Origin of the sequence: Falsiroseomonas oleicola, assembly GCF_019029495.1 — a bacterium.
Lineage (GTDB): Bacteria > Pseudomonadota > Alphaproteobacteria > Acetobacterales > Acetobacteraceae > Falsiroseomonas > Falsiroseomonas oleicola.
Map to the genome: position 1 here is coordinate 542,726 of NZ_JAERQM010000003.1, position 22,290 is coordinate 565,015.

The 22,290-nt window shown below is 69.6% G+C and carries 16 protein-coding genes and 1 pseudogene; 6 read left to right on the forward strand and 11 right to left on the reverse strand.

Annotation, left to right across the window (positions count from 1 at the left end; translation table 11 throughout):
- Positions 1-32 precede the first annotated feature (32 nt).
- Entirely contained in the window at positions 33-2,360 is a 2,328-nt protein-coding gene (locus JJQ90_RS13385; RefSeq protein ID WP_216876140.1) for a xanthine dehydrogenase family protein molybdopterin-binding subunit, read from the forward strand.
- A gap of 125 nt (positions 2,361-2,485) precedes the next feature.
- On the opposite strand, the gene JJQ90_RS13390 is transcribed toward JJQ90_RS13385, so the two are convergent.
- The 5 genes and pseudogenes from JJQ90_RS13390 to JJQ90_RS13410 form a co-directional block, all read right to left on the reverse strand.
- On the reverse strand, positions 2,486-3,625 hold the full coding sequence (locus JJQ90_RS13390; protein ID WP_216876141.1) for an alginate O-acetyltransferase AlgX-related protein: 1,140 nt from the start codon (positions 3,623-3,625) through the stop codon (positions 2,486-2,488).
- A 10-nt stretch (positions 3,626-3,635) separates the two neighbouring features.
- Entirely contained in the window at positions 3,636-5,192 is a 1,557-nt protein-coding gene (locus JJQ90_RS13395; RefSeq protein WP_230410617.1) for an MBOAT family O-acyltransferase, read from the reverse strand.
- A 93-nt stretch (positions 5,193-5,285) separates the two neighbouring features.
- Positions 5,286-5,630: pseudogene (locus JJQ90_RS13400) on the reverse strand (argininosuccinate synthase); the annotation flags it as partial.
- Positions 5,631-5,667: 37 nt separating this feature from the next.
- On the reverse strand, positions 5,668-7,755 hold the full coding sequence (locus JJQ90_RS13405) for a leucine-rich repeat domain-containing protein (RefSeq protein WP_216876143.1): 2,088 nt from the start codon (positions 7,753-7,755) through the stop codon (positions 5,668-5,670).
- A 248-nt stretch (positions 7,756-8,003) separates the two neighbouring features.
- Positions 8,004-9,239, reverse strand: a complete 1,236-nt coding sequence (locus JJQ90_RS13410) for an argininosuccinate synthase (RefSeq protein WP_216876145.1) — start codon at positions 9,237-9,239, stop codon at positions 8,004-8,006.
- Positions 9,240-9,391: 152 nt separating this feature from the next.
- On the opposite strand from JJQ90_RS13410, the gene JJQ90_RS13415 reads away from it, so the two are divergent.
- A complete protein-coding gene (locus JJQ90_RS13415; RefSeq protein ID WP_216876147.1) occupies positions 9,392-10,429 on the forward strand; it encodes an alpha/beta fold hydrolase in 1,038 nt (345 codons plus the stop codon).
- Here JJQ90_RS13415 and JJQ90_RS13420 read toward each other — a convergent pair whose 3' ends face one another.
- The 4 genes from JJQ90_RS13420 to JJQ90_RS13435 all read right to left on the reverse strand — a co-directional run bounded on the left by JJQ90_RS13420 (position 10,430) and on the right by JJQ90_RS13435 (position 14,383).
- Positions 10,430-11,935, reverse strand: a complete 1,506-nt coding sequence (locus JJQ90_RS13420; RefSeq protein WP_230410618.1) for a tripartite tricarboxylate transporter permease — start codon at positions 11,933-11,935, stop codon at positions 10,430-10,432.
- A gap of 25 nt (positions 11,936-11,960) precedes the next feature.
- Positions 11,961-12,479, reverse strand: coding sequence for a tripartite tricarboxylate transporter TctB family protein (locus tag JJQ90_RS13425; protein WP_216876149.1), 519 nt, complete (start codon positions 12,477-12,479; stop codon positions 11,961-11,963).
- Positions 12,476-13,489 carry a Bug family tripartite tricarboxylate transporter substrate binding protein gene (locus JJQ90_RS13430; protein ID WP_230410619.1) on the reverse strand — a complete coding sequence of 338 codons (1,014 nt, stop codon included), beginning with the start codon at positions 13,487-13,489 and terminating at the stop codon, positions 12,476-12,478. The genes JJQ90_RS13425 and JJQ90_RS13430 overlap by 4 nt, the downstream gene beginning before the upstream one ends.
- A gap of 72 nt (positions 13,490-13,561) precedes the next feature.
- A complete protein-coding gene (locus JJQ90_RS13435) occupies positions 13,562-14,383 on the reverse strand; it encodes a GNAT family N-acetyltransferase (RefSeq protein WP_216876151.1) in 822 nt (273 codons plus the stop codon).
- A gap of 46 nt (positions 14,384-14,429) precedes the next feature.
- Here JJQ90_RS13435 and JJQ90_RS13440 point away from each other — a divergent pair, with 46 nt between their 5' ends.
- The 3 genes from JJQ90_RS13440 to JJQ90_RS13450 all read left to right on the forward strand — a co-directional run bounded on the left by JJQ90_RS13440 (position 14,430) and on the right by JJQ90_RS13450 (position 17,902).
- Positions 14,430-15,452 carry a Gfo/Idh/MocA family oxidoreductase gene (locus JJQ90_RS13440; protein ID WP_216876153.1) on the forward strand — a complete coding sequence of 341 codons (1,023 nt, stop codon included), beginning with the start codon at positions 14,430-14,432 and terminating at the stop codon, positions 15,450-15,452.
- Between the two features lie 148 nt (positions 15,453-15,600).
- On the forward strand, positions 15,601-16,419 hold the full coding sequence (locus JJQ90_RS13445) for a sugar phosphate isomerase/epimerase family protein (protein WP_216876155.1): 819 nt from the start codon (positions 15,601-15,603) through the stop codon (positions 16,417-16,419).
- A 58-nt stretch (positions 16,420-16,477) separates the two neighbouring features.
- Positions 16,478-17,902: an enolase-like domain-containing protein gene (locus JJQ90_RS13450; protein WP_216876157.1), complete on the forward strand. Its 1,425-nt coding sequence runs from the start codon at positions 16,478-16,480 to the stop codon at positions 17,900-17,902.
- A gap of 46 nt (positions 17,903-17,948) precedes the next feature.
- Here the strand turns inward: JJQ90_RS13450 and JJQ90_RS13455 are convergent, their stop codons facing one another.
- Both JJQ90_RS13455 and JJQ90_RS13460 read right to left on the reverse strand, forming a co-directional pair.
- A complete protein-coding gene (locus JJQ90_RS13455) occupies positions 17,949-18,947 on the reverse strand; it encodes a Bug family tripartite tricarboxylate transporter substrate binding protein (protein ID WP_216876159.1) in 999 nt (332 codons plus the stop codon).
- Between the two features lie 108 nt (positions 18,948-19,055).
- Entirely contained in the window at positions 19,056-21,368 is a 2,313-nt protein-coding gene (locus tag JJQ90_RS13460; RefSeq protein ID WP_216876161.1) for a DUF3604 domain-containing protein, read from the reverse strand.
- 136 nt (positions 21,369-21,504) lie between these two features.
- Here JJQ90_RS13460 and JJQ90_RS13465 point away from each other — a divergent pair, with 136 nt between their 5' ends.
- Positions 21,505-22,281, forward strand: a complete 777-nt coding sequence (locus JJQ90_RS13465; protein WP_216876163.1) for a GntR family transcriptional regulator — start codon at positions 21,505-21,507, stop codon at positions 22,279-22,281.
- Positions 22,282-22,290 lie beyond the last annotated feature (9 nt).

Here is a 22,290-nt window from a genome sequence, read left to right on the forward strand (position 1 = left end):
TACTCATCGGAACCAAGCGGGGATGTGACGCCATGGCGAAGTTCGGATTGAGCCAGTCGGTGCGACGGGTCGAGGACCCTCGGCTGCTGACCGGCCGGGGCCAGTACACGGATGACCTCGCCATGGCCGGGCAGGCGCATGGTATCGTGCTGCGCAGCCCGCAGGCGCATGCCACCATCACGAAGATCGACACTTCCGCCGCGCTCGCCGTGCCGGGCGTGCTGGCGGTGATCACGGCCGCCGACCTCAAGGCCGCCGGCATCGGCGAGTTGCCTTGCCTGATCCCGATGAAGAACCGCGACGGCAGCCCGCGCGGCAATACCCCGCGCCCGGCCCTGGCCGATGGCGTGGTGCGCCATGTCGGCGACCCGGTCGCCTTCATCGTCGCCGAAACCCCCCAGGCTGCACGCGACGGCGCCGAGGCGGTGGAGGTGGAGTACGACGCCCTGCCCGCCGCGACCGACCTCGCCACGGCCTGGGAGCCGGGCCAGCCCCTGGTCTGGCCGGATGTCGCCAACAATGTGGTCTTCGACTGGGAAGCCGGGGACAAGGCCAAGGCGGATGCCGCCTTCGCCCGCGCCGCCCATGTCACCCGCCTGACCGTGGTCAACAACCGCGTCGTCGTCGCCAGCATGGAAGCCCGCGCGGCGGTGGCGGGGTGGGAGGGTGACAGGCTGACCCTGCACACCAATACCCAGGGCTCCTGGCTGCTGAAGAACATCCTCTCCGGCAGCATCTTCAACATCCCGGCGGAGAATGTCCGGGTGGTGACGCCGGATGTCGGCGGCGGCTTCGGGATGAAGATTTTTCTCTACCCCGAGCATGTGCTGGTGGCCTTCGCGGCGCGCCAGGTGGGCCGGCCGGTGAAATGGGCCAGCGACCGCAGCGAGGCTTTTCTCTCGGACACGCATGGCCGCGACAACATCACGCTGGGTGAACTCGCGACGGATGCCGAGGGCAAATTCCTGGCCATGCGCACGCGCAATTATGCGGGCATGGGCGCCTATCTCTCCACCTTCGCACCCTTCATCCCGACCGGCGCCGGCACCAAGGTGCTGGCCAGCGTCTACGGCTTCGAGGCGATCCACGCCCATGTCATCGGCGTGCTGACCAATACCGTGCCCGTGGACGCCTATCGCGGCGCCGGACGGCCGGAGAGCAACTACCTGGTGGAGCGCCTGATCGACGCCGCTGCGCGCGAGATCGGCATCGACCGCATCGAGCTGCGCCGCCGCAACATGGTGAAGCAGGACGCCATGCCCTGGCTCTCCGCCATGGGCCAGCGCTACGACAGCGGCGATTTTGGCCAGTTGATGGATGCGGCGCTGGCCAAGATCGACTGGGAGGGCTTCCCGGCCCGGCGCGCGGAAGCCGCCCGGCGCGGCAAGCAGCGCGGCATCGGCCTCGCCTATTACCTGGAGGCCACCGGCGGCGCGGCGACGGAGAATGCCAAGGTCGTCTTCGCCGATGACGGCTTTGTCGACCTCTATGTCGGCACGCAATCCACCGGCCAGGGCCACGAAACCGCCTATGCCATGATGACCAGCCACGAGCTGGGCATTCCGATCGACAAGATCCGGGTACGGCAGGGCGATAGCGAGACGCTGCCCTCCGGCGGCGGCACCGGCGGCGCGCGCAGCCTGTATTCCGAGGGCCAGGCGATTCTCGTCACCACCGCCAGCGTGGTGGAGAAGGGCAAGCAGGCGGCGGCCGAGCAGCTTGAGACCTCCGTCGCCGATATCGAATTCTCCGCCACCGGGGGGCGGTTCGAGGTGGCGGGCACCGATCGCGGCGTCGGCATCCTCGACCTCGCCGCGATTCAGCGGAAGCGCGTGGCCTCCGGCGAAAGCGCGATCCTGTTGGATGCGATGGAGACGGCGAATATCGACAGCCACACCTTCCCCAATGGCTGCCATGTGGCGGAGGTGGAGGTGGACCCGGAGACGGGCATCGTCACCGTGCCGCGCTACATCGTGGTGGACGATGTGGGCCATGCGCTGAACCCGCTGATCGTGCGCGGCCAGGTGCATGGCGGCGTGGCCCAGGGCATTGGCCAGGCGCTGCATGAGCGGACCAGCTACGACAACGGCTCCGGCCAGCTTCTGTCGGCCTCCTTCATGGACTACGCCCTGCCGCGGGCGGAGGACCTGCCGGATATCGATGTCGACCTGATCGAGGTGACCTGCGAGACCAATCCGCTGGGCGTGAAGGGTGCGGGCGAGGCCGGCGCGGTGGGGTCGCCGCCGGCGGCGATGAATGCGCTGGTCGATGCCCTGTCCGGTGCCGGCGTCACGCATATCGACATGCCCGCCACACCCGAAATCGTCTGGAAGGCCTTGTCCGCCGCCAAGGCCGCCTGATCCCGGGGTTCCAAGGGTCCACTGACCCTTGGTGGGGAGAGTCTGAGAGGGGCAACGCCCCTCTCGGTCTTTTCACCGCATTCGCGGCCTCGGCCTGCCTTGCAGGTCGCAGGTCGGATGTTGGCCTACCGCCCCTGCGCCTCCAGCCACGCTGCCAGCGCCCGGTCATCCGCGTTCAGCGGCTGGTTCAGCACGCGTTCCGGAAATTCCCAGATCACCAGCCGGGGCGGCGTTTCCCGCCAGGCGGCGCTGCCGAAGAAGTCCTTCGCCGCCCCGGCGAAGCCGCCGCCTGCCTGGCTGAGATTGCCGACCGGGGCCGACAGCGCCTGTTGCAGCGCTCCGTCGAAATTGGCGTTGCGGGAGAAGGAACTGCCGATCAGCACCACCTCCGCCACCGGCAGGTCATCAAGGATGGAGGCTTCCTCTGCCTCCAGCGCCTCCGTCGTTTCGACGAACTGCCGGTCGGCGCGCGGCCGCCAGGTGTCCGAGACACGGTCCAGGCTCATCAGCCGCAGCAGGTCACCGATCCAGGGGGTTTCCTCCGCCGCGCGGTCGGTGCGGAAGCGGGCTTCCCGGGTCAGATCCTCGGGCGCGGCGGCGGCGACGGCCTGGGCGGCGCGGCGGGCGCCTTCCTGGTTCCAATGGGTGTCGGTGCGGTAGAACAGCGCTGCGCCGTCCGGCACCAGCACAGGGTCCAGGTCGATGACGGCCAGCCCCGTGCCCTCCAGCATCCGGCGGAAGGCCTCGCCCCGCGCGGCGGATTCGGCGGCATAGGGGGCGCCGCAGAGCATCGGCGCCACGGCCCGCGCCTTGTCCGGCACCGGCACCACCCGCAGCGCGATATCCTGCGCGGCGAGCAGCGCCGCGACGCGGGTCAGCAGCCGCGCGCGTTCGGCCATGGCGGCCTGGCCCTCAGTGCCCCAGGGGCGCAGTTCCTCCGTCAGGAACAGCCAGTTGTCGCAGCCCGGCGCCACGGTGGGGCCGCCGGAGCCGAAGACCTTCCAGCGCAGCACGCCGCCGGCGGCGCGTAGCAGCCCATCGGCCGGCAGGTCCTGCGCCATCACCTGGTTCACCGCCGCCGCCGTGCGGCCGCCGAGGAAGGCCTCCCCGTTCAGGGTAGGCGCCAGGCGCCGCGCCGCCTGCAGTGTCATCATCGCCGAGACCCCCTGCCAGAGGCCCAGCGCCAGGATGGCGGCCATGGCCGCGCCAAGGGTGGCGGAGGCGGGCCGCAGGCGGGGATCGGTGGAGGGGTCCGTCGGGTTCATCGGCGCCGCCTCAGAACTGGAAATACAGGAAGGGCACGGCGGCGCGGCTGTAGAGCAGCACCATGGCGAGCAGGAAGGCGGCCAGCGGCCAGCCGGCCCAGCACAGCCGCGCCACGGCCCCGCCCAGTCCGCCCTGGTCGATGCGCGGCAGCGCCCCCCGGCGGCGCAGCGCGGCCAGACCCAGCGGCAGGTAGATGAAGCCGGTGGCGATGACGAAGGTGGCGACGCGGTCCGGCGTCAGGTGCCAGGCCAGGGCATCGGAAAGGGCAGCGCCCTGCAGGCCCAGCATGCCGGCATAGATGGTCATGGCGCCGGCGAGGTCGGCGGCCCGGAAGATCACCCAGCCGATCATGACGCAGAGCAGCGTCAGGGCATGGCCCAGCAGCCAGGGCATCGGCCGACGCGCCGCGCGGCGGTCGCCGCCGCTGCGCCGATCCACCGTATCGGGCAAGGGCTGCGGGAAGACGTCGCGACGATCGTCGGCCCGGCGGTCCGACCGCTCGGCCCGCGCCGCCCCCTGGCCGCGCGTGCTCCAGGCCCGGTGCAGCGCCAGCAGTCCGCCATGCCAGATGCCCCAGATGAGGAAATTCCAGCTCGCCCCATGCCAGAAGCCGCCGATCGCCATGGTCAGCAGCAGGTTCACATAGGTTCGCGCCACGCCGCGCCGGTTGCCGCCGAGCGCGATGTAGAGGTAGTCGCGCAGGAAGCTCGACAGCGTCATGTGCCAGCGCTGCCAGAAGGACTGGATGGAGCCGGCGAGATAGGGGTCGTCGAAGTTGCGCGGAAAGTGGAAGCCGATCATCCGGCCGAGGCCGATGGCCATCAGCGAATAGCCGGCGAAGTCGAAGAACAGCTGCAGAGTGTAGGTGGTGGCGGCGATCCAGGCATCGGCGGCGGTCGGCGCCGGCAGGGCGAAGGCCGCATCCACCACCGGGCTCAGCGTATCCGCCAGCACCACCTTCATGGCGAAGCCGACCATGAACTGCCGCGATCCCGCGCCGAATTGCGCGAGGCTCTGCCGGCGCGACCGCAGATCGGCCGAGACATCCGAATAGCGCACGATCGGCCCGGCGATGAGCTGGCTGAACAGCGCCTTGTAGGCGGCATAGTCGACCAGGTTGTGCGTCGGCTGCACCGTGCCGCGGCGGACATCGATCAGGTAGCTGACCGCCTGCAGCACGTAGAAGGAAAGGCCGACCGGCAGCACGATCTCGGCCCAGCCCATCGGGGCATGGCCGATCATCCGCATCAGGTCGTTGAAGGTGTCCACGCCGAAATTGGCGTATTTGAAATAGGCCAGCACGCCGATATCGCCAGCGACGCCGAGCGCGGTCAGCCATCCGGCCCGGCGCGAGCCATGGCCCGCACGCTCGATGGCCAGCGCGATGAAGAAGGTGAAGACCGTGACGCCGACCAGCAGCGCCAGGAAATCCACCCGCCACCAGGCGTAGAATCCCCAGGAGAAGACGAGGATCAGCGGATTCCGCCAGCTTCCCGGCGCCAGCATATAGGCGGCGAGGAAGACCGGCAGGAACAGAAAAAGAAACTCGAAAGACGCGAAGATCATGCCAGCCCCTTCAGCATGGCCCGGATTAGTGTGGCACGGTCGTCACGCCTTCCCCAGTGGCGGATCCGTCCTTTTTTGAACTCGGCTTATTTTCTAGAGGATGCAGCCGCGCTGGCCGGCCATGGCGCCCAGCCGCAGTCGCAGCGCGTTCAATCTGACAAAACTCTGGGCGTCGAACTGGTCGTAGGCGACTTGGTCGTCCTCGAAGGTCACTTGCTTCATCGAATACAGGCTGTTGTCCGAGCGCCGGCCGGTGACAATGGTGCTGCCCTTGTAGAGCTTGAGCCGGGCGGTGCCCGTCACGCTGGCTTGGCTCTCATCGATCAGCGCCTGCAGCATCCGCCGTTCCAGGCTGAACCAGAAGGCGTTGTAGATGATCTCCGCATAGCGTGGCATCAGGCTGTCCTTGAGGTGGCAGGCCTCGCGGTCCGGCGTGATGCGCGGTGCGGTCAAGGCTGCGGGGAGCCGCCCTCCGCTATGGCTGCGCTGCCTTCATTCGGACAGAAGCGGGGGAAAGGCCGCGCGCGCGCCGTGCCGCGATGAAGGCAGCACGCGCTGCGGGTCCGACCTGAGTGCCCTCCAGGTTCAGGCGCTGCAGGGCGGTGAGGCTGGCGAGCGGCGTCAGATCGGCGACCTGAGTGTGCTGCAGGTCCATGCTCCGCAGGGCGGTGAGGCTGGCGAGCGGCGCAAGATCGGCGACCTGGGTGAATGCCAAGTCCAGGTTTAGCAGAGCGGTGAGCCGGGCGAGGGGCGTCAGGTCGGCGACCTGGGTGAATGACAGGTCCATGCTCCGCAGGGCGGTAAGGCTGGCGAGCGGCGCCAGATCGGCGACCTGGGTACTCCACAGGTTCAGGCTCTGCAGGGCGGTGAGGCTGGCGAGCGGCGCCAGATCGGCGACCTGGGTGCTCCACAGGTTCAGGCTCTGCAGGGCGGTGAGGCTGGAGAGCGGCGCCAGATCGGCGACCTTGGTGGTAGACAGGTTCAGGCTCTGCAGGGCGGTGAGGCTGGAGAGCGGCGCCAGATCGGCGACCTGGGTGTGAGACAGTTCCAGGCTCTGCAGGGCGGTGAGGCTGGAGAGCGGCGCCAGATCGGCGACCTCAGTGCGAGACAGTTCCAGGCTTTGCAGGGCGGTGAGGCTGGCGAGCGGCGTCAGATCGGCGACCTTGGTACTCCACAGATTCAGGCTCTGCAGGGCGGTGAGGCTGGAGAGCGGCGCCAGATCGGCGACCTGGGTGCTAGACAGGTTTAGGCTCTGCAGGGCGGTGAGGCTGTAGAGCGGCGCCAGATCGGCGACCTGGGTGCTATACAGGTCCAGGCTCTGCAGGGCGGTGAGGCTGGAGAGCGGCACCAGATCGGCGACCCGGGTGCCCCTCAGGTCCAGGCTCTGCAGGGCGCTGAGGTTGGCGAGCGGCGCCAGATCAGCGACCCTGGTACCACTAAGGTCCAGGCTTTGCAGGGCGGTGAGGCGGGCAAGCGGGGCTAGGTCAACGACGTCCCGACGAGAGCCGAGGCGCGCCTCGGTGATCCGGGGGGCGACCCGGGTCCACGGGCCGTCTGCGCGCGTAAAGCTCTCGACTGAGAAGGCAGCGGTTGCCTCGATGACAAGGCCACCCTGCCGCAGCTTGTCGTCACTCACGGGCAAGCCAACCCGCGCCAGTTCGGCGAGGTCCCGGGCATCCAACTCCGGTGGCGACGGGCTCGGTGCAGGCGGGGCAGGCGAGGCCTCCCGCAGGCGCCGCGCTGATTCCTGCAGGGCATCGCCCAGATCACGCGTCAGCCGCACCGTCGTTCCGACCCATTCGGTCAGGTAGTCCACCAGCCATCGGCCTAGGGGTTCCGCGGCGTTGGCACAGGCGCTCAACCCACGGCCGGCGGCCTCGATCAGATCGGGGGTCCGGTGGAAGGCGGCGGAAACGCCTTCGAACCAGCGCGCGACCGTGCTCCGCTGCCGCAGTTGGGACCGAGCGGCCAGGGCAAGGTTCTCGCTGTCGCGCAGGCGCCGGCGCAGCAGATCGCCCGGCTCCATCGCGGATACGCCACGCGCGTCGAGTTGCCCCACTCCCTGGCGCAGGCGGCCCACCACCTGTTCGGTCTGGGCCTCGACACCGGCAAGCCTGGCCGTGGCCGTGGGCACCGCCACATCGTCGGGCTGCAGCGCATCCTCAACGGCAATACCGGCTTGCGCCCGGTATTCGTCAAGTGCCGTCGTGACGGCAGCCAGCAGCACGTTCACCCGCTGATCGAGCAGCATGCCGCGGGTGAAGCGGGGCTGCTCGGCATCGTCGGGCGTGGTGGCGGCGCCTTCTCCCTCGATGCCGAAATGCTCTCGCCGGAGCTTCGGCAGAGCGTTGCGGGCCAGTTCGAGCTGCGGGCGGCAATTCTCCGCCGTGCCTTCCGGCAAGGCGGCCAGCGCCGTGCAGAGATCGTGGAGTGCGGCCTTCGGGAAATCCGGCGGGATGACGTTCAGCGTGGCCAGCGTCGCGATCACCCCACGCGCTGCATCCGCGACCTGCAGCAATTCGCGGCCGAGTGGCTCGTCCGGCGGTCCGTAGGAGAGCGGCATCGAAGGTTCCGGACGATCCGGCCACGCCGCATGGTGAACCCAGCGGCGCGACCTACGGCTTGCTTGAGGCAGATGCATACACGACGCCACTGGCGCCTACCAAGGCGAATGGTCCCGCGCGCAGGCCCCGCGGGGCGATTGAAGCCCCCCACATCCATTCCCAAAGGCGAAGACGTCAGACAAAGGCAGGCTCAGGAGCCTCAGGCTCCTGGTAGGGAGTGCGGGGGGGGGGAAGCCTCCTGCGGGCGCTACAGCGCCCCGCCGCGCCGGCCGGCCATGGCGCCGAGCCGCAGCCGCAGCGCGTTCAATTTGATGAAACCCTGGGCGTCGAACTGGTCGTAGGCGCCCTGGTCGTCCTCGAAGGTCACATGCTTCATCGAATACAGGCTGTTGGGCGACTGGCGGCCGGTGACGATGGTGTTGCCCTTGTAGAGCTTCAGCCGGACGGTGCCGGTGACGCTGTGCTGGCTTTCGTCGATCAGCGCCTGAAGCATCCGCCGCTCCGGGCTGAACCAGAAGCCGTTGTAGATGATCTCCGCATAGCGCGGCATCAGGCTTTCCTTGAGGTGCGCGGCCTCGCGGTCCAGCGTGATGGATTCCATCGCGCGATGCGCCGTGTGCAGGATGGTGCCGCCCGGCGTCTCGTAGCAGCCGCGGGACTTCATGCCGACGAAGCGGTTCTCGACCAGGTCGAGCCGGCCGATGCCGTTTTCCTTGCCGAGGGCGTTCAGCCGGGTCAGCAGCGTGGCGGGGGACATGCGTTCCCCGTTGATGCCGACGGCATCGCCACGCTCGAACTCGACGGTGATTTCGGTCACCTTGTCGGGCGCGTCCATCGGGCTGACGGTGCGCTGCCAGACCATCTCATCCGGCGCGTCCCAGGGCTCCTCGAGGATTTTGCCCTCGGAGCTGCTGTGCAGAAGGTTCGCATCCACGCTGAACGGCGATTCGCCGCGCTTGTCCTTGGCGATCGGAATCTGGTGCTGCTCGGCGAAGGCGATCAGCGCGGTGCGGCTGGTCAGCTCCCATTCCCGCCAGGGGGCGATGATCTTGATATCGGGCTTCAGCGCGTAATAGCCGATCTCGAAGCGGACCTGGTCGTTGCCCTTGCCGGTCGCGCCATGCGCCACGGCATCGGCGCCGACCTGCTCCGCGATCTGGATCTGGCGCTGGGAGATCAGCGGCCGGGCGATCGAGGTGCCGAGCAGGTAGCAGCCCTCATACAGCGCATTGGCGCGGAACATCGGGAAGACGAAGTCCTTCACGAATTCCTCGCGCAGGTCGTCGATGAAGATGTTCTCGGGCTTGATGCCGAGCAGCAGGGCCTTGTCGCGCGCCGGGCCCAGCTCCTCCCCCTGGCCGAGGTCGGCGGTGAAGGTCACCACCTCGCACTGATAGGTGGTCTGCAACCATTTCAGGATCACGCTGGTGTCGAGACCGCCGGAATAGGCGAGCACGACCTTCTTCACGTCCTTGACGCGCATCGGAGAACCCCTGGAATTCGGTCGGACGGAATCGTGAGCAGATCGTCCGGAAAGGGGGCGGAAGATGCCGGTACTGCCGCCCCACGGCAAGGGAGCGCGGCATGATTCTCGCTGGACAGGGGCATCGACCTTTGGTTCCATGACTTCACGGCATGTTGAAGATGGCCCACCGCTTCGTGCTCAGCCTCCTCGCCTCGGCGTCGATCGCCGGGGCGGACGGCCATGCGCAGACCCCGCCTTTGCTGGATTCGGCGCGGGTGCCGCATGTGGGGGAGGGTGGCAGGGCGGATTACCGCCGGTTCCTGTTGCAGGCGACGCCGCGCGCCTTCGCCCTGTCGGAGAACGGCGCCTGGGGCTGGGCCTCCGCCATCGAGCCGGACCTGGCTGCGACGGAGGCGCGGGCGCTGGGCAATTGTGCCGCCTATGGCGGCAGCAACTGCCGCATCTATGCGCGGGACCTGGATGTGCTGGGGCCGGAGCCTGCCCCGGCCCCCACTCCGCCCGCCGATCCCCTGGCCGGTGGGCCGGGCTGGGCGCTGGTGCCGGATGGGCGCTTCCTGTGGCAAGGGCCGCAGGCGGCGCGGGGCGCCTATCTCTGGGCGCATGGGCGGGCGGCGGGCGGCGCCGACAGTCGCGGCAGCCAGCCGCAGCCGCATGCCCGGGCCTTCAACAATGCCGGCTACGACGTGCTGCGCCTGGATCGGGACCCGGATAGGGATGAGACAGCAGCGGGCGCCGAACGCATGCGGGCAGCGCTCGCGGAGCTTCGGGCGCGTGGCTATGCGCGGGTGGTCGCGGCCGGGCAGTCGCGCGGTGCCTGGGATGCGCTGGCGGCACTGGATGCGCCGGGCCGCGCCGATGCGGTGATCGCCATCGCCCCGGCGGCGCATGGGCCGACCGGCAGCATCGCCCATGCCTGGGCCCTCGACGACCTGTCCCGAGTTATCACCGCGGCCCGAGCACCCACCACGCGCGTCGCGATCGCCACTTTCGCAGGGGATGAATACGCGCCCGATCCACCGGGCCGCGCCGCCGCCTTCGCCCGGCTGGCGCCGCGCACCGGCGCGCTGCTGCTGCTGGACCGGCCGGCGGGGCTGGAAGGCCATGGCGCGGGGGCCGACTGGCGCTTCACCCTGCGCTACGCCGCCTGCCTGCTGGATTTTGCCGAAGGGCGGCGGGCCACCTGCTGATCAGGCCGGCCGCCGCCGGAACACCCCCATCAGCCGGGGCATCAGCCCGGGAATGGCCCAGAGGACCGCGAGCAAAGTCAGCGCGCACAGTGCCATGCTGATCGGCCGGGTGAAGAAGGGCGAAATGTCGCCGCCCGTCAGCACCAGGCCGCGCAGCAGGTTCTTGTCCAGCAGGTCGCCCAGCACGATGCCCAGCACCAGCGGCGCCACCGGAAAGCGCAGCTCCCGCAGGACGAAGCCGACCAGCCCCGCCCCCAGCATCACCCAGATGTCGAAAAGGCGGGAGGTGATGGCGAAGGCGCCCACGGTACACAGCACGAAGACGATGGGCATCAGCCGCGCGCGGGGGATCAGCAGCACCCAGAGCAGCGGCTTCACCAGCACCAGCCCGTAGAACAGCTTCACCATGTCGGCGACCACCAGCATGGCGACGATCTGGTAGATGAATTCCGGGTTGGTGATGGCCAGCATCGGCCCCGGATTCAGCCCGTGGATCATCATCGCCGCCATCAGCACGGCAGCCGGCGCGGAGCCTGGCACCGCGAGGGTCAGCACCGGGATGATGGCGCCCGGCACGCAGGCGCTCTCGCCCGTCTCCGCCGCCATCAGCCCCTCGACGCTGCCCTTGCCGAACAGCTCCTTTTCCTTCGAGGCGCGCTTGGCGGCGGCGTAGCTGGTCCAGGCGGCGATATCCTCGCCGAGCCCCGGCATGGCGCCGATGAAGGTGCCGAGCGCGCCGGAGCGGAAGATGGTGCGCCAATACTGCGTCACGTCGCGGATGCGCGGGATGACGCTGTCGATCTTTGCGGAGACGGCGCGCGCGGCCGGGCCGCGCATGGCGTTCAGCACCTCCGCCACGCCGAAGACGCCGACCAGCACCGGCAGCAGGCCCAGCCCGCCGGCCAGGTCCGGATTGCCGAAGGCGAAGCGGGGATAGGCGTGGTTGGTCTCCTGCCCCACGGTCGCCACCAGCAGGCCGAGGAAGCCCGCCAGATAGCCCTTCAGCGGATCGCCGCCCGAGAGGCTGCCGGCGATGACGATGCCGAACAGCGCCACCCAGAACATCTCATAGCTGCCGAACTGCAGCGCGAATTCGCCGAAGCTGGGCGCGAACATCGCCAGGATCAGCGTGCCGAACAGCGTGCCGAACCAGGACCCCAGCGTGGAGATGCCCATCGCCCGCCCCGCCAGCCCCTGCTTGGCCAGGGGAAAGCCATCGAGCGTGGAGGCGGCGGAGGCCGGCGTGCCCGGGATGTTCAGCAGGATGGCGGAACGGCTGCCGCCATAGATCGCGCCGACATAGACGCAGACCAGCACCAGCATGGCCACCTGCGGCCCCATGGTGAAGGTCAGCGTGGTCAGCAGCGCCACGCCCATGGTGGCGGTCAGGCCCGGCAACGCGCCGACGATGATGCCGATCAGCACGGCCCAGAAGGCGTGGAAGGCGGCACCGCCGGCGAAGACATGGGCGAAGCCGTCGCCCAGCATCGTGATCGGGTTGTTCAAACGCCGATCCTCATGGAAGTCGTCCTCATGGCAGTCGCACCAGGAAAATCCGCTCGAAGACCAGCGTCACCACGCCGCCGGTGGCCAGGCCGAGCAGCGCCGCCTCGATCAGCCGGCGCAGCCTGCCGGTGGGGCCGAGCTGCCATTCGAAGGCGGCGGTGAAGCCGAAGACGAACAGCGCGGTGGCCAGCCAGAAGGGCAGCGTGCCCACCAGCACCCCGGCATAGAGAATGCCCAGCGCCGCGGCCGTGCCGAGCTGGCGCGCGTCGTCCTTGCCCCAGGCCGGGCGCTCCGCCCCGCCCGGCTTCAACGCGCCGCGCCTTATGGCGCGCAGGCCGAGCAGCACGGAGAGCACCGCCACCACCATGGCATGGAAGCCGGGCACGATGCCCGGCGCGGTCAGGCCGGTGCCGGATTGCTCGACGAAGGTCGGCATCCGCCAGGCCAGCGCCATCACCCCCAGCCCCAGGGCCAGCAGCACCGCCGCCGTCGCGAGGTCGACCCTCGGCGGCAGCGGCGCCTTGTCGTCAGCCCCCTCGCTCAAAGTCGGGCGATGCCCAGCGTGTCGGGGCTGACGCGGGCCTTGCCGCCGTCGAAATACAGCCAGGCGGTCTGGCGGACCATCTTCCAGGCCTCGTCATGGGCATTCTGGGCATAGAGCGGCGCGAAGACGGCGGCGCGCTGGTTGGAATAGTCCTTCAGCCGCTGGCTATTGGCGATCTTCTCCGCCCAGACCTGGTTCATGGTGGTGATGACGTTCTCCGGCACGCCCTTCGGCGTCCAGATGCCGAAGTAGTTCAGCGGCGCGGGAATGTCGGAGAGCCAGCGGCGGATGGAGGGAATCTCGCCGACGCCCTGCAGCGTCACCGGCTGTTCCGACTGCACCGCCAGCGGGATCAGCCGGCGGGCGCGGATCATCTCGGCGGCTTCCACCAGCAGCACGGCGCCGAGCGGCGTCTCGCCGCCCACCGTCGCGATCATCGCCGGATTGCCGCCGTCATAGGTGGCGTGGCGGTACTGCACCTGGGTGGCGGCGCGGATCGCCTCCATCATGTTGTGGCCGGCGGAGGAGACGCCCGCTGTGGCGACCGCGGTATTCGCCCCGCGCGCCCGGAAGGCCTCCATGGCCGCGCCGAAGTCGCGGATGCCGGCGGCGGGATTGGCCACCAGCACATTCACATTGGCCACCGCGAAATACAGGTTCCAGTCCTGCAACTGCGTGTCCAGCAGGCCGAGCACCTTGTAGCAGCCGACATCGACGGCGGCGCCGGCCGCCCAGGTCATGCCGTCCTTCGCCGCTTCCAGCGCGTTGCGCGTGCCGATGGAGCCGGAGGCGCCGGGCTGGTTCACCACGACGAAGCGCTGGCCCAGCGCCGCTTCCAGTTCCGCCGCCACGATGCGCGCCATCTGGTCGGTGGACCCGCCGGCGGCCCAGGGGACGATGACGGTGACGGGCCGGTCCGGCCGCCAGCCGCCACCTTGCGCCCGCACGATCGACGGCGCGGCCAGCGTCGCGGCCCCCGCCGCCAGAAGCGTCCTGCGTTGGATCGTCATCTTGAACCGTTCCCTTTTCTTGATGGGTAACCCACCGGTTACCTGGATGGTGAAACCGCTTCGCACCCGCCGTCAACCGAACTCCGGCCCGGCCAGCACAAAGTTTTTTTCCGGCTGGCCGGGCGGAGGGGTGCCGAAGACCATGCGGGTGAAGGGCCGCTGCGCCGCGCCGCCATGCTGGGCGAGCAGCGCGGTGAGGTCGCCGGCCGCATCCGGAAGGTCCGCCACGGCGGGGACGCCCAGCGCATCCCGGGCCGCCGCCAGCAAAGCCAGGGCGGTGGCGGCATCCTCGGCCACCAGCGGGCCGATCTGCGGGCCGCGAAGCCCATCCCGCGCCAGCACGAAGCCGCCCGGCGCGACCAGGGCCGCATTGGGGCAGCGCGCCGCGAAATCGCGCAGCAGGGCGCCGCGCGGGGCGCCGAAGGCGGCGAGGTCCTGCGCCAGGATGGCGGGCCAGTCCGCCTCCACCATGGGCCGCACCTCGATGCCGGCCGGGCGCGGCAAAGGGCTCGGCACGGTCCAGCGGGCAAACGGAAAAAAATCGTCGAAGCCGAGGGGGCCGTAGACCGCGCGCCCGGCCGGGGTCGCATCCAGCGCCAGGGCCATCTGCGGCCCGCGGGCATCCATCGCCCAGCGCAGCAGCGCGCTGGCCAGGCCCCGGCGCCGCTGGTCGGGGCGCACCAGCACCATGGAAATCCAGGCCAGCCGCGGCCCATAGGGCAGCAGCGCGGCGCTGGCGGCCAGCGCCTCCTCCGCCCCATCCTCCACCACCCGGACCTGGCCCTGGTGCAGGAAAAAGGCCCAGTCGGCGGCGACCTGGTTCCAGCCGACACGGGCGGACAGCGCGGTGGCGCGGGGCAGGTCATCCTCGATCGCGGCGCGGACATCGAACATGCAAGGAGGCTTGCGCGGGTCCCCGCATGGGTCAAGCTTGTGAACCATGACCCGGATCCTGCTGATCGGCTGCGGCGCCTTCGGGCGCATCCACCTTGCCGCCCTGGCGCGGCTGGGGCCTTCCGTCACCGTGCAGGTGCTGGAACCCGACCCGGCGATGCGCGACGCCGCCCCGGCCGGCACCCGCTTCGTGGAGGGGTTTGACGCGGCGCTGGCGGAGAGCGATGCCGTCATCATCGCCACGCCCCCCGTCACCCACGGCCCCCTGGCGGAGGCCGTGCTGCGTGCCGGCCGGGACCTGTTCCTGGAAAAGCCCGCCACCGAAACGGCCGGACAATCCGCCGCGCTGCACGCCCTGGCGCAGCAGTCGGGGCGCATCGTGCAACTCGGCCTGTTCTTCCGCTTCCACCCCAAGGCCCAGGCCGTGCAGGCGCTGGCGCAGGCGGGCGGCTTCGGCCGGCTGCATCACCTGTCGGCGCGCATGTCCGGGCTGAAGCGCGCCCGGGGCGATTCCGGCGCGCTGCTGAACGACGCGGTGCATTTCGCCGACCTGCTGCCCTGGATCGCCGGGGAGGCACCCTCCCACGTCTTCGCCACCCTGTCCGATCCGCTGGGACGGGGGCGGGAGGATCTGGCGTTGATCCAGTTGCGCTTCCCCTCCGGCGCCACCGGCTTCATCGAGGCCGGCTGCGTGCTGCCGGGGGAACATGCCGATCCGGTGGTGCCGGGGGCGGAGACGCGCAAGCTGCTCGGTCTCGCCGGCAGCCATGCGGTGGCGGAGGTGGATTTCATGGCGGAGACGCTGCGCCTGCGCCGTGGCCAGCACCTGCCCGCCCAGGGCGGCGCCTGGCTGCCGAACCATGTGCCGGCCGAGGATCTGGGCGCGGCGGCGCTCGATACGGTCGGCGTGGTGGCGGCGCAGCTCGAGGCCTTTCTCTGCGCCGTGACCACACGCATTTCTCAAGGGCCGGATCTTCACGAAGGCGGGGTGCTGCCGCTCCGCATACTGGACGCCGCAAGGCGATCCGCCCATGAGATGCGTTTGGTGGAAATGGACAAGTGGAACTGATGGTGCATCTGTGTGACCTGCGGCCGGCGTCTTTCGCCGGCCGAGCGGCCGAATGGCCGCCGCGCCCAGTGGCGCGAAGCCAAGCCGCGCGGATGCGCGGCGCCCGGCGTTTGAGGGCCGAAATGCGCCAGCATTTCGGAACACTGGCATGACGCGCATCTCACTTTGCAACGAAGTTGTGGCGGATCTTGCCTTTGCGGAACAGGCGAAGCTCGCCGCCGCGCTGGGCTATGACGGGCTGGAAGTCGCGCCCTTCACCCTGGATGCGGAAGCACCGCATCTGCTGCCCGCCGCGAAGCGCGCGGAATTGCGGCGCATCGCGCGGGAGGAAGGCGCGCCGATCACCTCGCTCCACTGGCTGCTGTTGGCGCCGGCGGGGCTTTCCATCACCAGCGCCGATGCGGCGCTGCGCCAGCGCACGCTGGATGCGATGCAGCGGCTGATCGGCCTCGCCGCCGATCTCGGCGCGACGCTGCTGGTGCATGGCTCACCGAAGCAGCGGCATGTGGCCGCCGACGGTGATGCCGGGCGGGCGGAGGAGGCGATGGCCAGGGCCGGGGCCTGGGCGGCGGAACACGGGCTGACCTATTGCCTGGAACCGCTGGATGCCGGCCAGACCAATTGGGCACGCACGGTGGCGGAGGCGGTGGAGATCGTCTCCCGCCTCAATGTGCCGGGGCTGAAGACCATGGTGGATGTCAGCGCTGTGGGGAATGGGGAGCAGGAGACGGCGGCCGCGCTGCTGCGCCGTTTCGTCCCCGGCGGCTGGATCGCCCATGTACATCTGAACGACCGCAACCGCCGGGGCCCCGGCCAGGGCGGGGACGAATTCCGCCCGGTCTGCGATGCGCTGCGCGACACGCGATATGATGGCTTCTGCGCGGTGGAACCTTTCGACTACCATCCGAATGGCGCCGCCAGCGCCGCGCGCGCCATCGGCTATCTGCGAGGAATCCTGGAGGCTTGAGTCCGGATCCCCTTTTCAGGCGCCGGCGCCGCGCAGGCCGCAATCAGGGGATCTGACCATGAGCCACCGCTTCACCCTGCTCGAAACCGAGCGTTTCGAGTGGCCCTTCACGCTGCGCCTGCCCTTCCGCTTCGGTGTCATCACCGTGACGCAGGGCCGCCAGGCCGTGCTGCGCGCGCGCATCCGGCTGGAGAACGGCAAGGAGGCCTGGGGTGTGGCGGCGGAGACGCTGGCGGCGAAGTGGTTCGACAAGGACCCGAAACTGTCCGACGCGCAGAACGAGCAGCAACTGCGCCGTGCGCTGGAACTGGCGACGGAGGCCACGCGCGCCGCCGGCGCCGACACCGCTTTCGGCCATTTCGCCAATAGCTACGCCGCCGTGACCAAGGCGGCGGCGGCGGAGGCATTGAACCCGCTGGTTGCCAGCTATGGCCGCGCGCTGCTGGACCGCGCCATGCTGGACGCACTGCTGAAGGCGCAGGGCCTGTCCTTCTGGACCGGCATGCGCGCCAATATCGGCGGCATGGTGCCGCATGCGGTGGCGCCCGACCTCGCCGGCTTCGATTTTGCGGGGATGCTGGCGGCGCAGGTGCCGCTGCAACGCCTGCATGCGCGGCATACGGTGGGCCTCGTCGACCCGATCACCGCCGCCGACCAGGACAGCCGCGTGAATGACGGGCTGCCGGAGACGCTGGAGGAGATCGTCGGCTTCTACGGCCACCGCTACTGGAAGCTGAAGGTCGGCGGCAATATCGCGGCGGATGTGGACCGCCTGTCGCGCATCGCCGCCGTTTTGGACGCGCAGGCGACGCCCTATCACGCCAGTCTCGACGGCAATGAGCAGTATGAGGATGCGGAAGGCGCCCTGGCCCTCTGGCGCGCCATGCAGGCGGAACCGCGGTTGGCACGGCTGAACGCCTCCATCCTGTATATCGAGCAGCCGGTGAAACGCGCCCGGGCGCTGGAGACGAGCATGAGCGCGCTGGCCGCCGAGCGCCCCGTCATCATCGACGAAAGCGACGGGCCGCTGGATGCCTTCGTCACCGGCCGCGCCCTGGGCTATGCGGGCGTGTCGTCGAAGGCCTGCAAGGGTGTCTGGCGATCGCTGGTGAACCTCGCCCGCTGCCGCGCCTGGAATGCCGAGGAAGGCCGCGACCGCTACTTCATGTCGGCCGAGGATCTGACGACGCTGGCCGGCGTCTGCGTGCAGCAGGACCTGGCGCTGGTCGCGCTGCTGGGTCTGGACCACGTGGAGCGCAATGGCCACCACTTCATCGACGGCTTTTCGGGCCGCCCGAAGGCGGAGGCCCATGCCTTCCTGCAGGCGCATCCGGGCCTCTATGCCGACACCTCCCGCGGCCCACGCCTGGCGATCCAGGACGGCATGCTGAACATCGCCAGCCTGGAGACACCGGGGCTGGGCGCGAGCCTGGAGCCGGATACGCGGGCGATGGACGTGATGGCGAAGGCCGTCTGGCCGTAGGCCAGCAACCGGCAGGCCCCGCGCGCGGCGGAGCCTGCCGTTGGCATCAATCCAGCCGGGCGCCGGTGGCGCGGATGATCGGGCCCCAGCGTTCATTCTCCGCCCGCACCAGGGCCGCCATCTCGGAAGGCGGCGTCAGGGGCAGGATGGGGTCGAAGCCGATCTGCCCAAGTCGCCGCAGCACCGCGGCATCGGCCATCATCGTCTGCGCCGCCGCGAAAAGCCGGTCGATGACCGGCTGGGGCGTGCCGGCAACGGTGGCGAAGCCGAGCCAGGTGCTCATCTCATAGCCCGGGACACCGCTTTCCTGCATGGTCGCCACATCCGGCAGATGCGGCGAACGCTGCGCCGAGGTGACCGCCAGGGCGCGCAACCGACCGCCCTGGATCGCGGGCAGCAGGGTCGAGATGTTGTAATAGGCGAAATCCACCTCGCCGCTTTCCACGGCCAGGATGCCCTGCGGCGCGCCGCGATAGGGCACATGCACCATGTCGAGCCCCGCCATCTGCGCGAGCATGGCGCTCGAGATGTGGTGCGTGCTGCCGACCCCGCCGGAGGAGAAGGTCAGCCGCCCGGGCTGCGCCTTCGCCGTCGCGATCAGCTCGGCCACCGATTTGATCGGGCTCGACTGCTTCACCACCAGCACATTGCTGACCGCGACCAGCCGCGTGATGAAGGCGAAATCCTTCAGCGGATCGAAACGCAGATTGGCATAGAGATACGGATTGAAGGCGACGGAGGTCTGACCCATCGTGATGATCGCATAGCCATCCGCCGGCATCCGCGAGACCTGTTCCATCGCCAGGTTGCCATTCGCCGAGGGGCGATTTTCCACCACCACAGGCTGCCCCAAGGTCCTGCCGATATTCTCGGCGATGATCCGCGAGATGATGTCGACCGAACTGCCGGCCGCGAGCGGGGCGACCAGTGTGAGCGGACGCGACGGCCAGGGTGCCGCGCTCCCTTGGGCGCTGGCCTGCCGCGCCCAAGGGAGCAGCCAGGGCGCGGCGGAGGCGGAGAGAGCGAGGACGTCACGTCGGCGCATGAGGGGGTTCCTTTGCAGGTCGTGTCGGATGCTGCGCTGAAGCCGTGTGTTCTTGTTTTTCATCCCTCGCCGCGCGACGTGGTGCGGGTCGCGCGGTCGTATTTCAGATCACGCCTGGCGGATCAGGTAGATCGGGCTCGACCAGACCACCGCGCCACCTTCGAGCGTGGCGCGCAGGAAGATCGCATTGTCCCCCTCGGCCCGCAGCGGCACCTGGCGCGTGAAGCGGAAGGCGCGATGCGGGTTCTCATCCGGCAGGCGGAAGACGCGGATGCGACGGCCGAGGCCACCGGCCTCGAAGACGCAGTCCTCGAAGCCGATGTCGCGGATCGGCAGCTCGGCCTTCACCAGCCCGGTGTCGATCTTCAGCGTGCCGCCCTGTGCCTCGTCCAGCATCGCGTCGAAGCCGCCGAAGCCGCCCGTCGTCACCGCCTGGAAGCGCACCGATGACGCATCCGCGGCGAAGGGCTTGTCGACGTTGAAGCGGTTGATCGGCGACACCCCCGACCAGCCATTGCCCTCCAGCGCGACGCTGCCGTTCCACAGCGTTTCCCGCCCCCGGCCGCGATATTCGGAGCCTTCCCAGACCACGCGAATACGGTGGCCGAGTTCCGCCGCCGTGAAGGGCCGGATCACCTCCAGTCGCTCGGTACGGTTGTGCAGCTCGATGCGCTCGATGGGCGAGGCGGCGACCAACTCGGCCTCGAAGCGGCAGGTGGCGTCGCCGACGCCGGTCAGGATGTCGCCCATCCCGGCCTCCGCCGTGCGATCGACAGGCGGGCCGCCAAGCGCGGGGTCGTCGATATGGCGGTCGGCGGCCTGGGCCAGCACCGCCTTCACATCCAGCAGGACGCGCGTGGCCGAGGTGGTCGCGTAATGCCGGCGGCGGCGCAGCGCCTCGAACAGGGCGGGGCGCGACAGTTCCTCGGCGAGAAGGCAGGTCAGCCCGCCATAGGAGCCGAACTGGGAGGCGCCGGGATGGGACGCGCCCTGGCGCCCCTTATGCCCATCCGATCCGGCGACAATGCCGACGCGGCCGCCCGCGGCGAAGGCGTCCTGAAGCAGCCAGTCGAAGGTGCCCCAGTCGCTATGCACCTCCACCGCGCGTTCCAGCATCTTGTCATGCGCATAGCCGAGATTGGCATAGCGCCCGCCGACATGCGGGATGCACAGCGCCGGCCGGCCATCCGCACGCATCGCCGCATGCAGGGCGCGCGCGTCATGGGCATCGGTCCCGGGGTCCGACAGGTCCTCGACCAGGGCGCGGCAGGACCGGCGGATGGGGCGGCCTTCCTCCGGCAGCAGCACATTGCGGTCGCCGCCGATCGCCGTATTGCCGGACCATTCATAGCCGGGGAAGAAGACGAAGCGGCCGTCCTCGTTGAATTCCGCGGTGGCGCGGTTGAGGTCCTGCCAGAAGGCGTCGGAGATCTGGAAGTCGTTGCCCTGGTGGCACATGGCATCGACGAAGGCGAGGTTGCGCGCATAGGCCGCCAATTGGCGTGCGGTGCCGGTGCCCACCGTCTCCCCCGATTGGCCATGCAGATCGGCCCAGAAGGGCAGCAGCGCCGCCTCCGCCACGCGCATCGGATTGCTGCGCGCGATCAGCCCGCCGGCCTCGTCCAGCCAATCGATGGTGAGGTCGCCGGCCTCCGCGCGCAGGCCCTCGATGCGATGCGCGCGGGCGCCCTCCGGCCAGGTGAAGGTCTCGGGCAGCCCCGCGACGGGCGCGCTGGCGCGCAGCCGGAATGTGCCGCCGAGGCGGTCGGTCGGATTGCCCCAGATATCATCCGCCCGCAGCGCCAGCGCGAAATCCTGGGCGGGACGGCGCTGCGTCGGCAGCACGGCGAGATGGGAGGCCGCATCGCCGGGGATGACGCGCAACGTCGGCTGGGCGTCGAGCAGCGCCCAGTTGGTGGTGGCGAAGACATCGGCGAGGACGAGGAAGTGGAACGCCTCCTCGCAATAGGTCTGCATCCGCAGCCCGGGCGAGCCGAAGCGGCGGTCGCCGAGCCGCACGGTGATGGTCTCTCCGGGGGCCAGGAAGCCGCGATTGACATTGACCGTCAGCGTGCGGCTCCAGGGCCGCATGGCGAGCTTCGGGTTGAAGTCGAGGCTGAGCTGCGCGCCGTTGCTGGCCTCCGCGGTGACGTAGTTCGGCGCCTTGGGGTCGGTGAATTGCGGCCGGGCCAGGTCGCTGACCTGCCGGGTGCAGATGCGGATGGAGCCGGTATCGTCCACGCCGAAGCGGCCGGCGGTGAAGACGATGGTGAATTCGGCATGGCTGCCGGCCACGACCGGATCGGTGGGCGTCATCGCGACCGTGCCGATCTCCGGCACCAGGTAGTCCGTATGGTGGGCGGTATGCCCCTTTCCATAGCCGGGAATGGTGAACTGGCGTGGTTCAGCGCGCGTCGGCATCCGGCCCCCGGAAGGTTACTCATATAGAAGACCAGCACACTTGTCCCGGACTGTGAAGTGCCCTTAATGCGGGTCGCGCGGGGCCGCTGTTCTCCGCGCGGCAAGGCAGATCGTGCGAAAGGATGGGAAAGGCGGGATGAGGGCTTCTCCACAGGCGGCACCCGCCTTGCGGGAGGGTTTGGCCGGGGCCGATCCGGGCCTGCTCTATCGCCAGATCGCGGCCTCCATCCGCAGCGATATTGGCACCGCCCAATTGCCACCCGGCGCGCGGCTGCCCTCGATCATGGCCATGGCCGAGAGCTTCGGCGTGGCCCCGGCGACCGTGCGCCAGGCGCTGGTGCTGCTGGCGGAGGAGGGGATGGTCCGCACCCGCCATGGCAGCGGCAGCTATGTGACCGAGGCGCCGCCACGCCGCCCGACGCTGGTCCTGCAGCTGGGCTGGCCCGCGCTGGCCGAACAGGTGCGCGGGAACAAGGCGCAGATCCTGGAAGCGGACGACTCAGCCCCACCGCTGGAGGCCGCCGATGGCCTGCCGGCGCAGGCCTACCGGCGGATGAAGCGCGTGCACCGCCTGGCGGCCGGGCCGCCCTATGCCCTGGCCGAGATTTATGTGGCGCGGCACTATTTCGACCAGCGGCCGGCGCAGTTCGAGACCGGGATGGTGCTGCCGCTACTGGCCGAGCTTGGCGGCGGGCACCTCACGGCCATGCGGCAGGTGTTCCGGCTGGGGGCAGCGGATGCCGTGACGGCGCGCCAACTGGGTGTGCCGCTCGGCGGCCCCGTGGGCTGGCTGAAGCGCGCTTTGCGCAGCCGCGACGGCATCGTGGCCTATTGGTCGCTCGGCTACTTCCATCCTGAATTCGTCTCCTTCGAGGCGACCTTCAGCACCGAGGCCAATGGCCCGGCTGCGTAGCGCAACCAG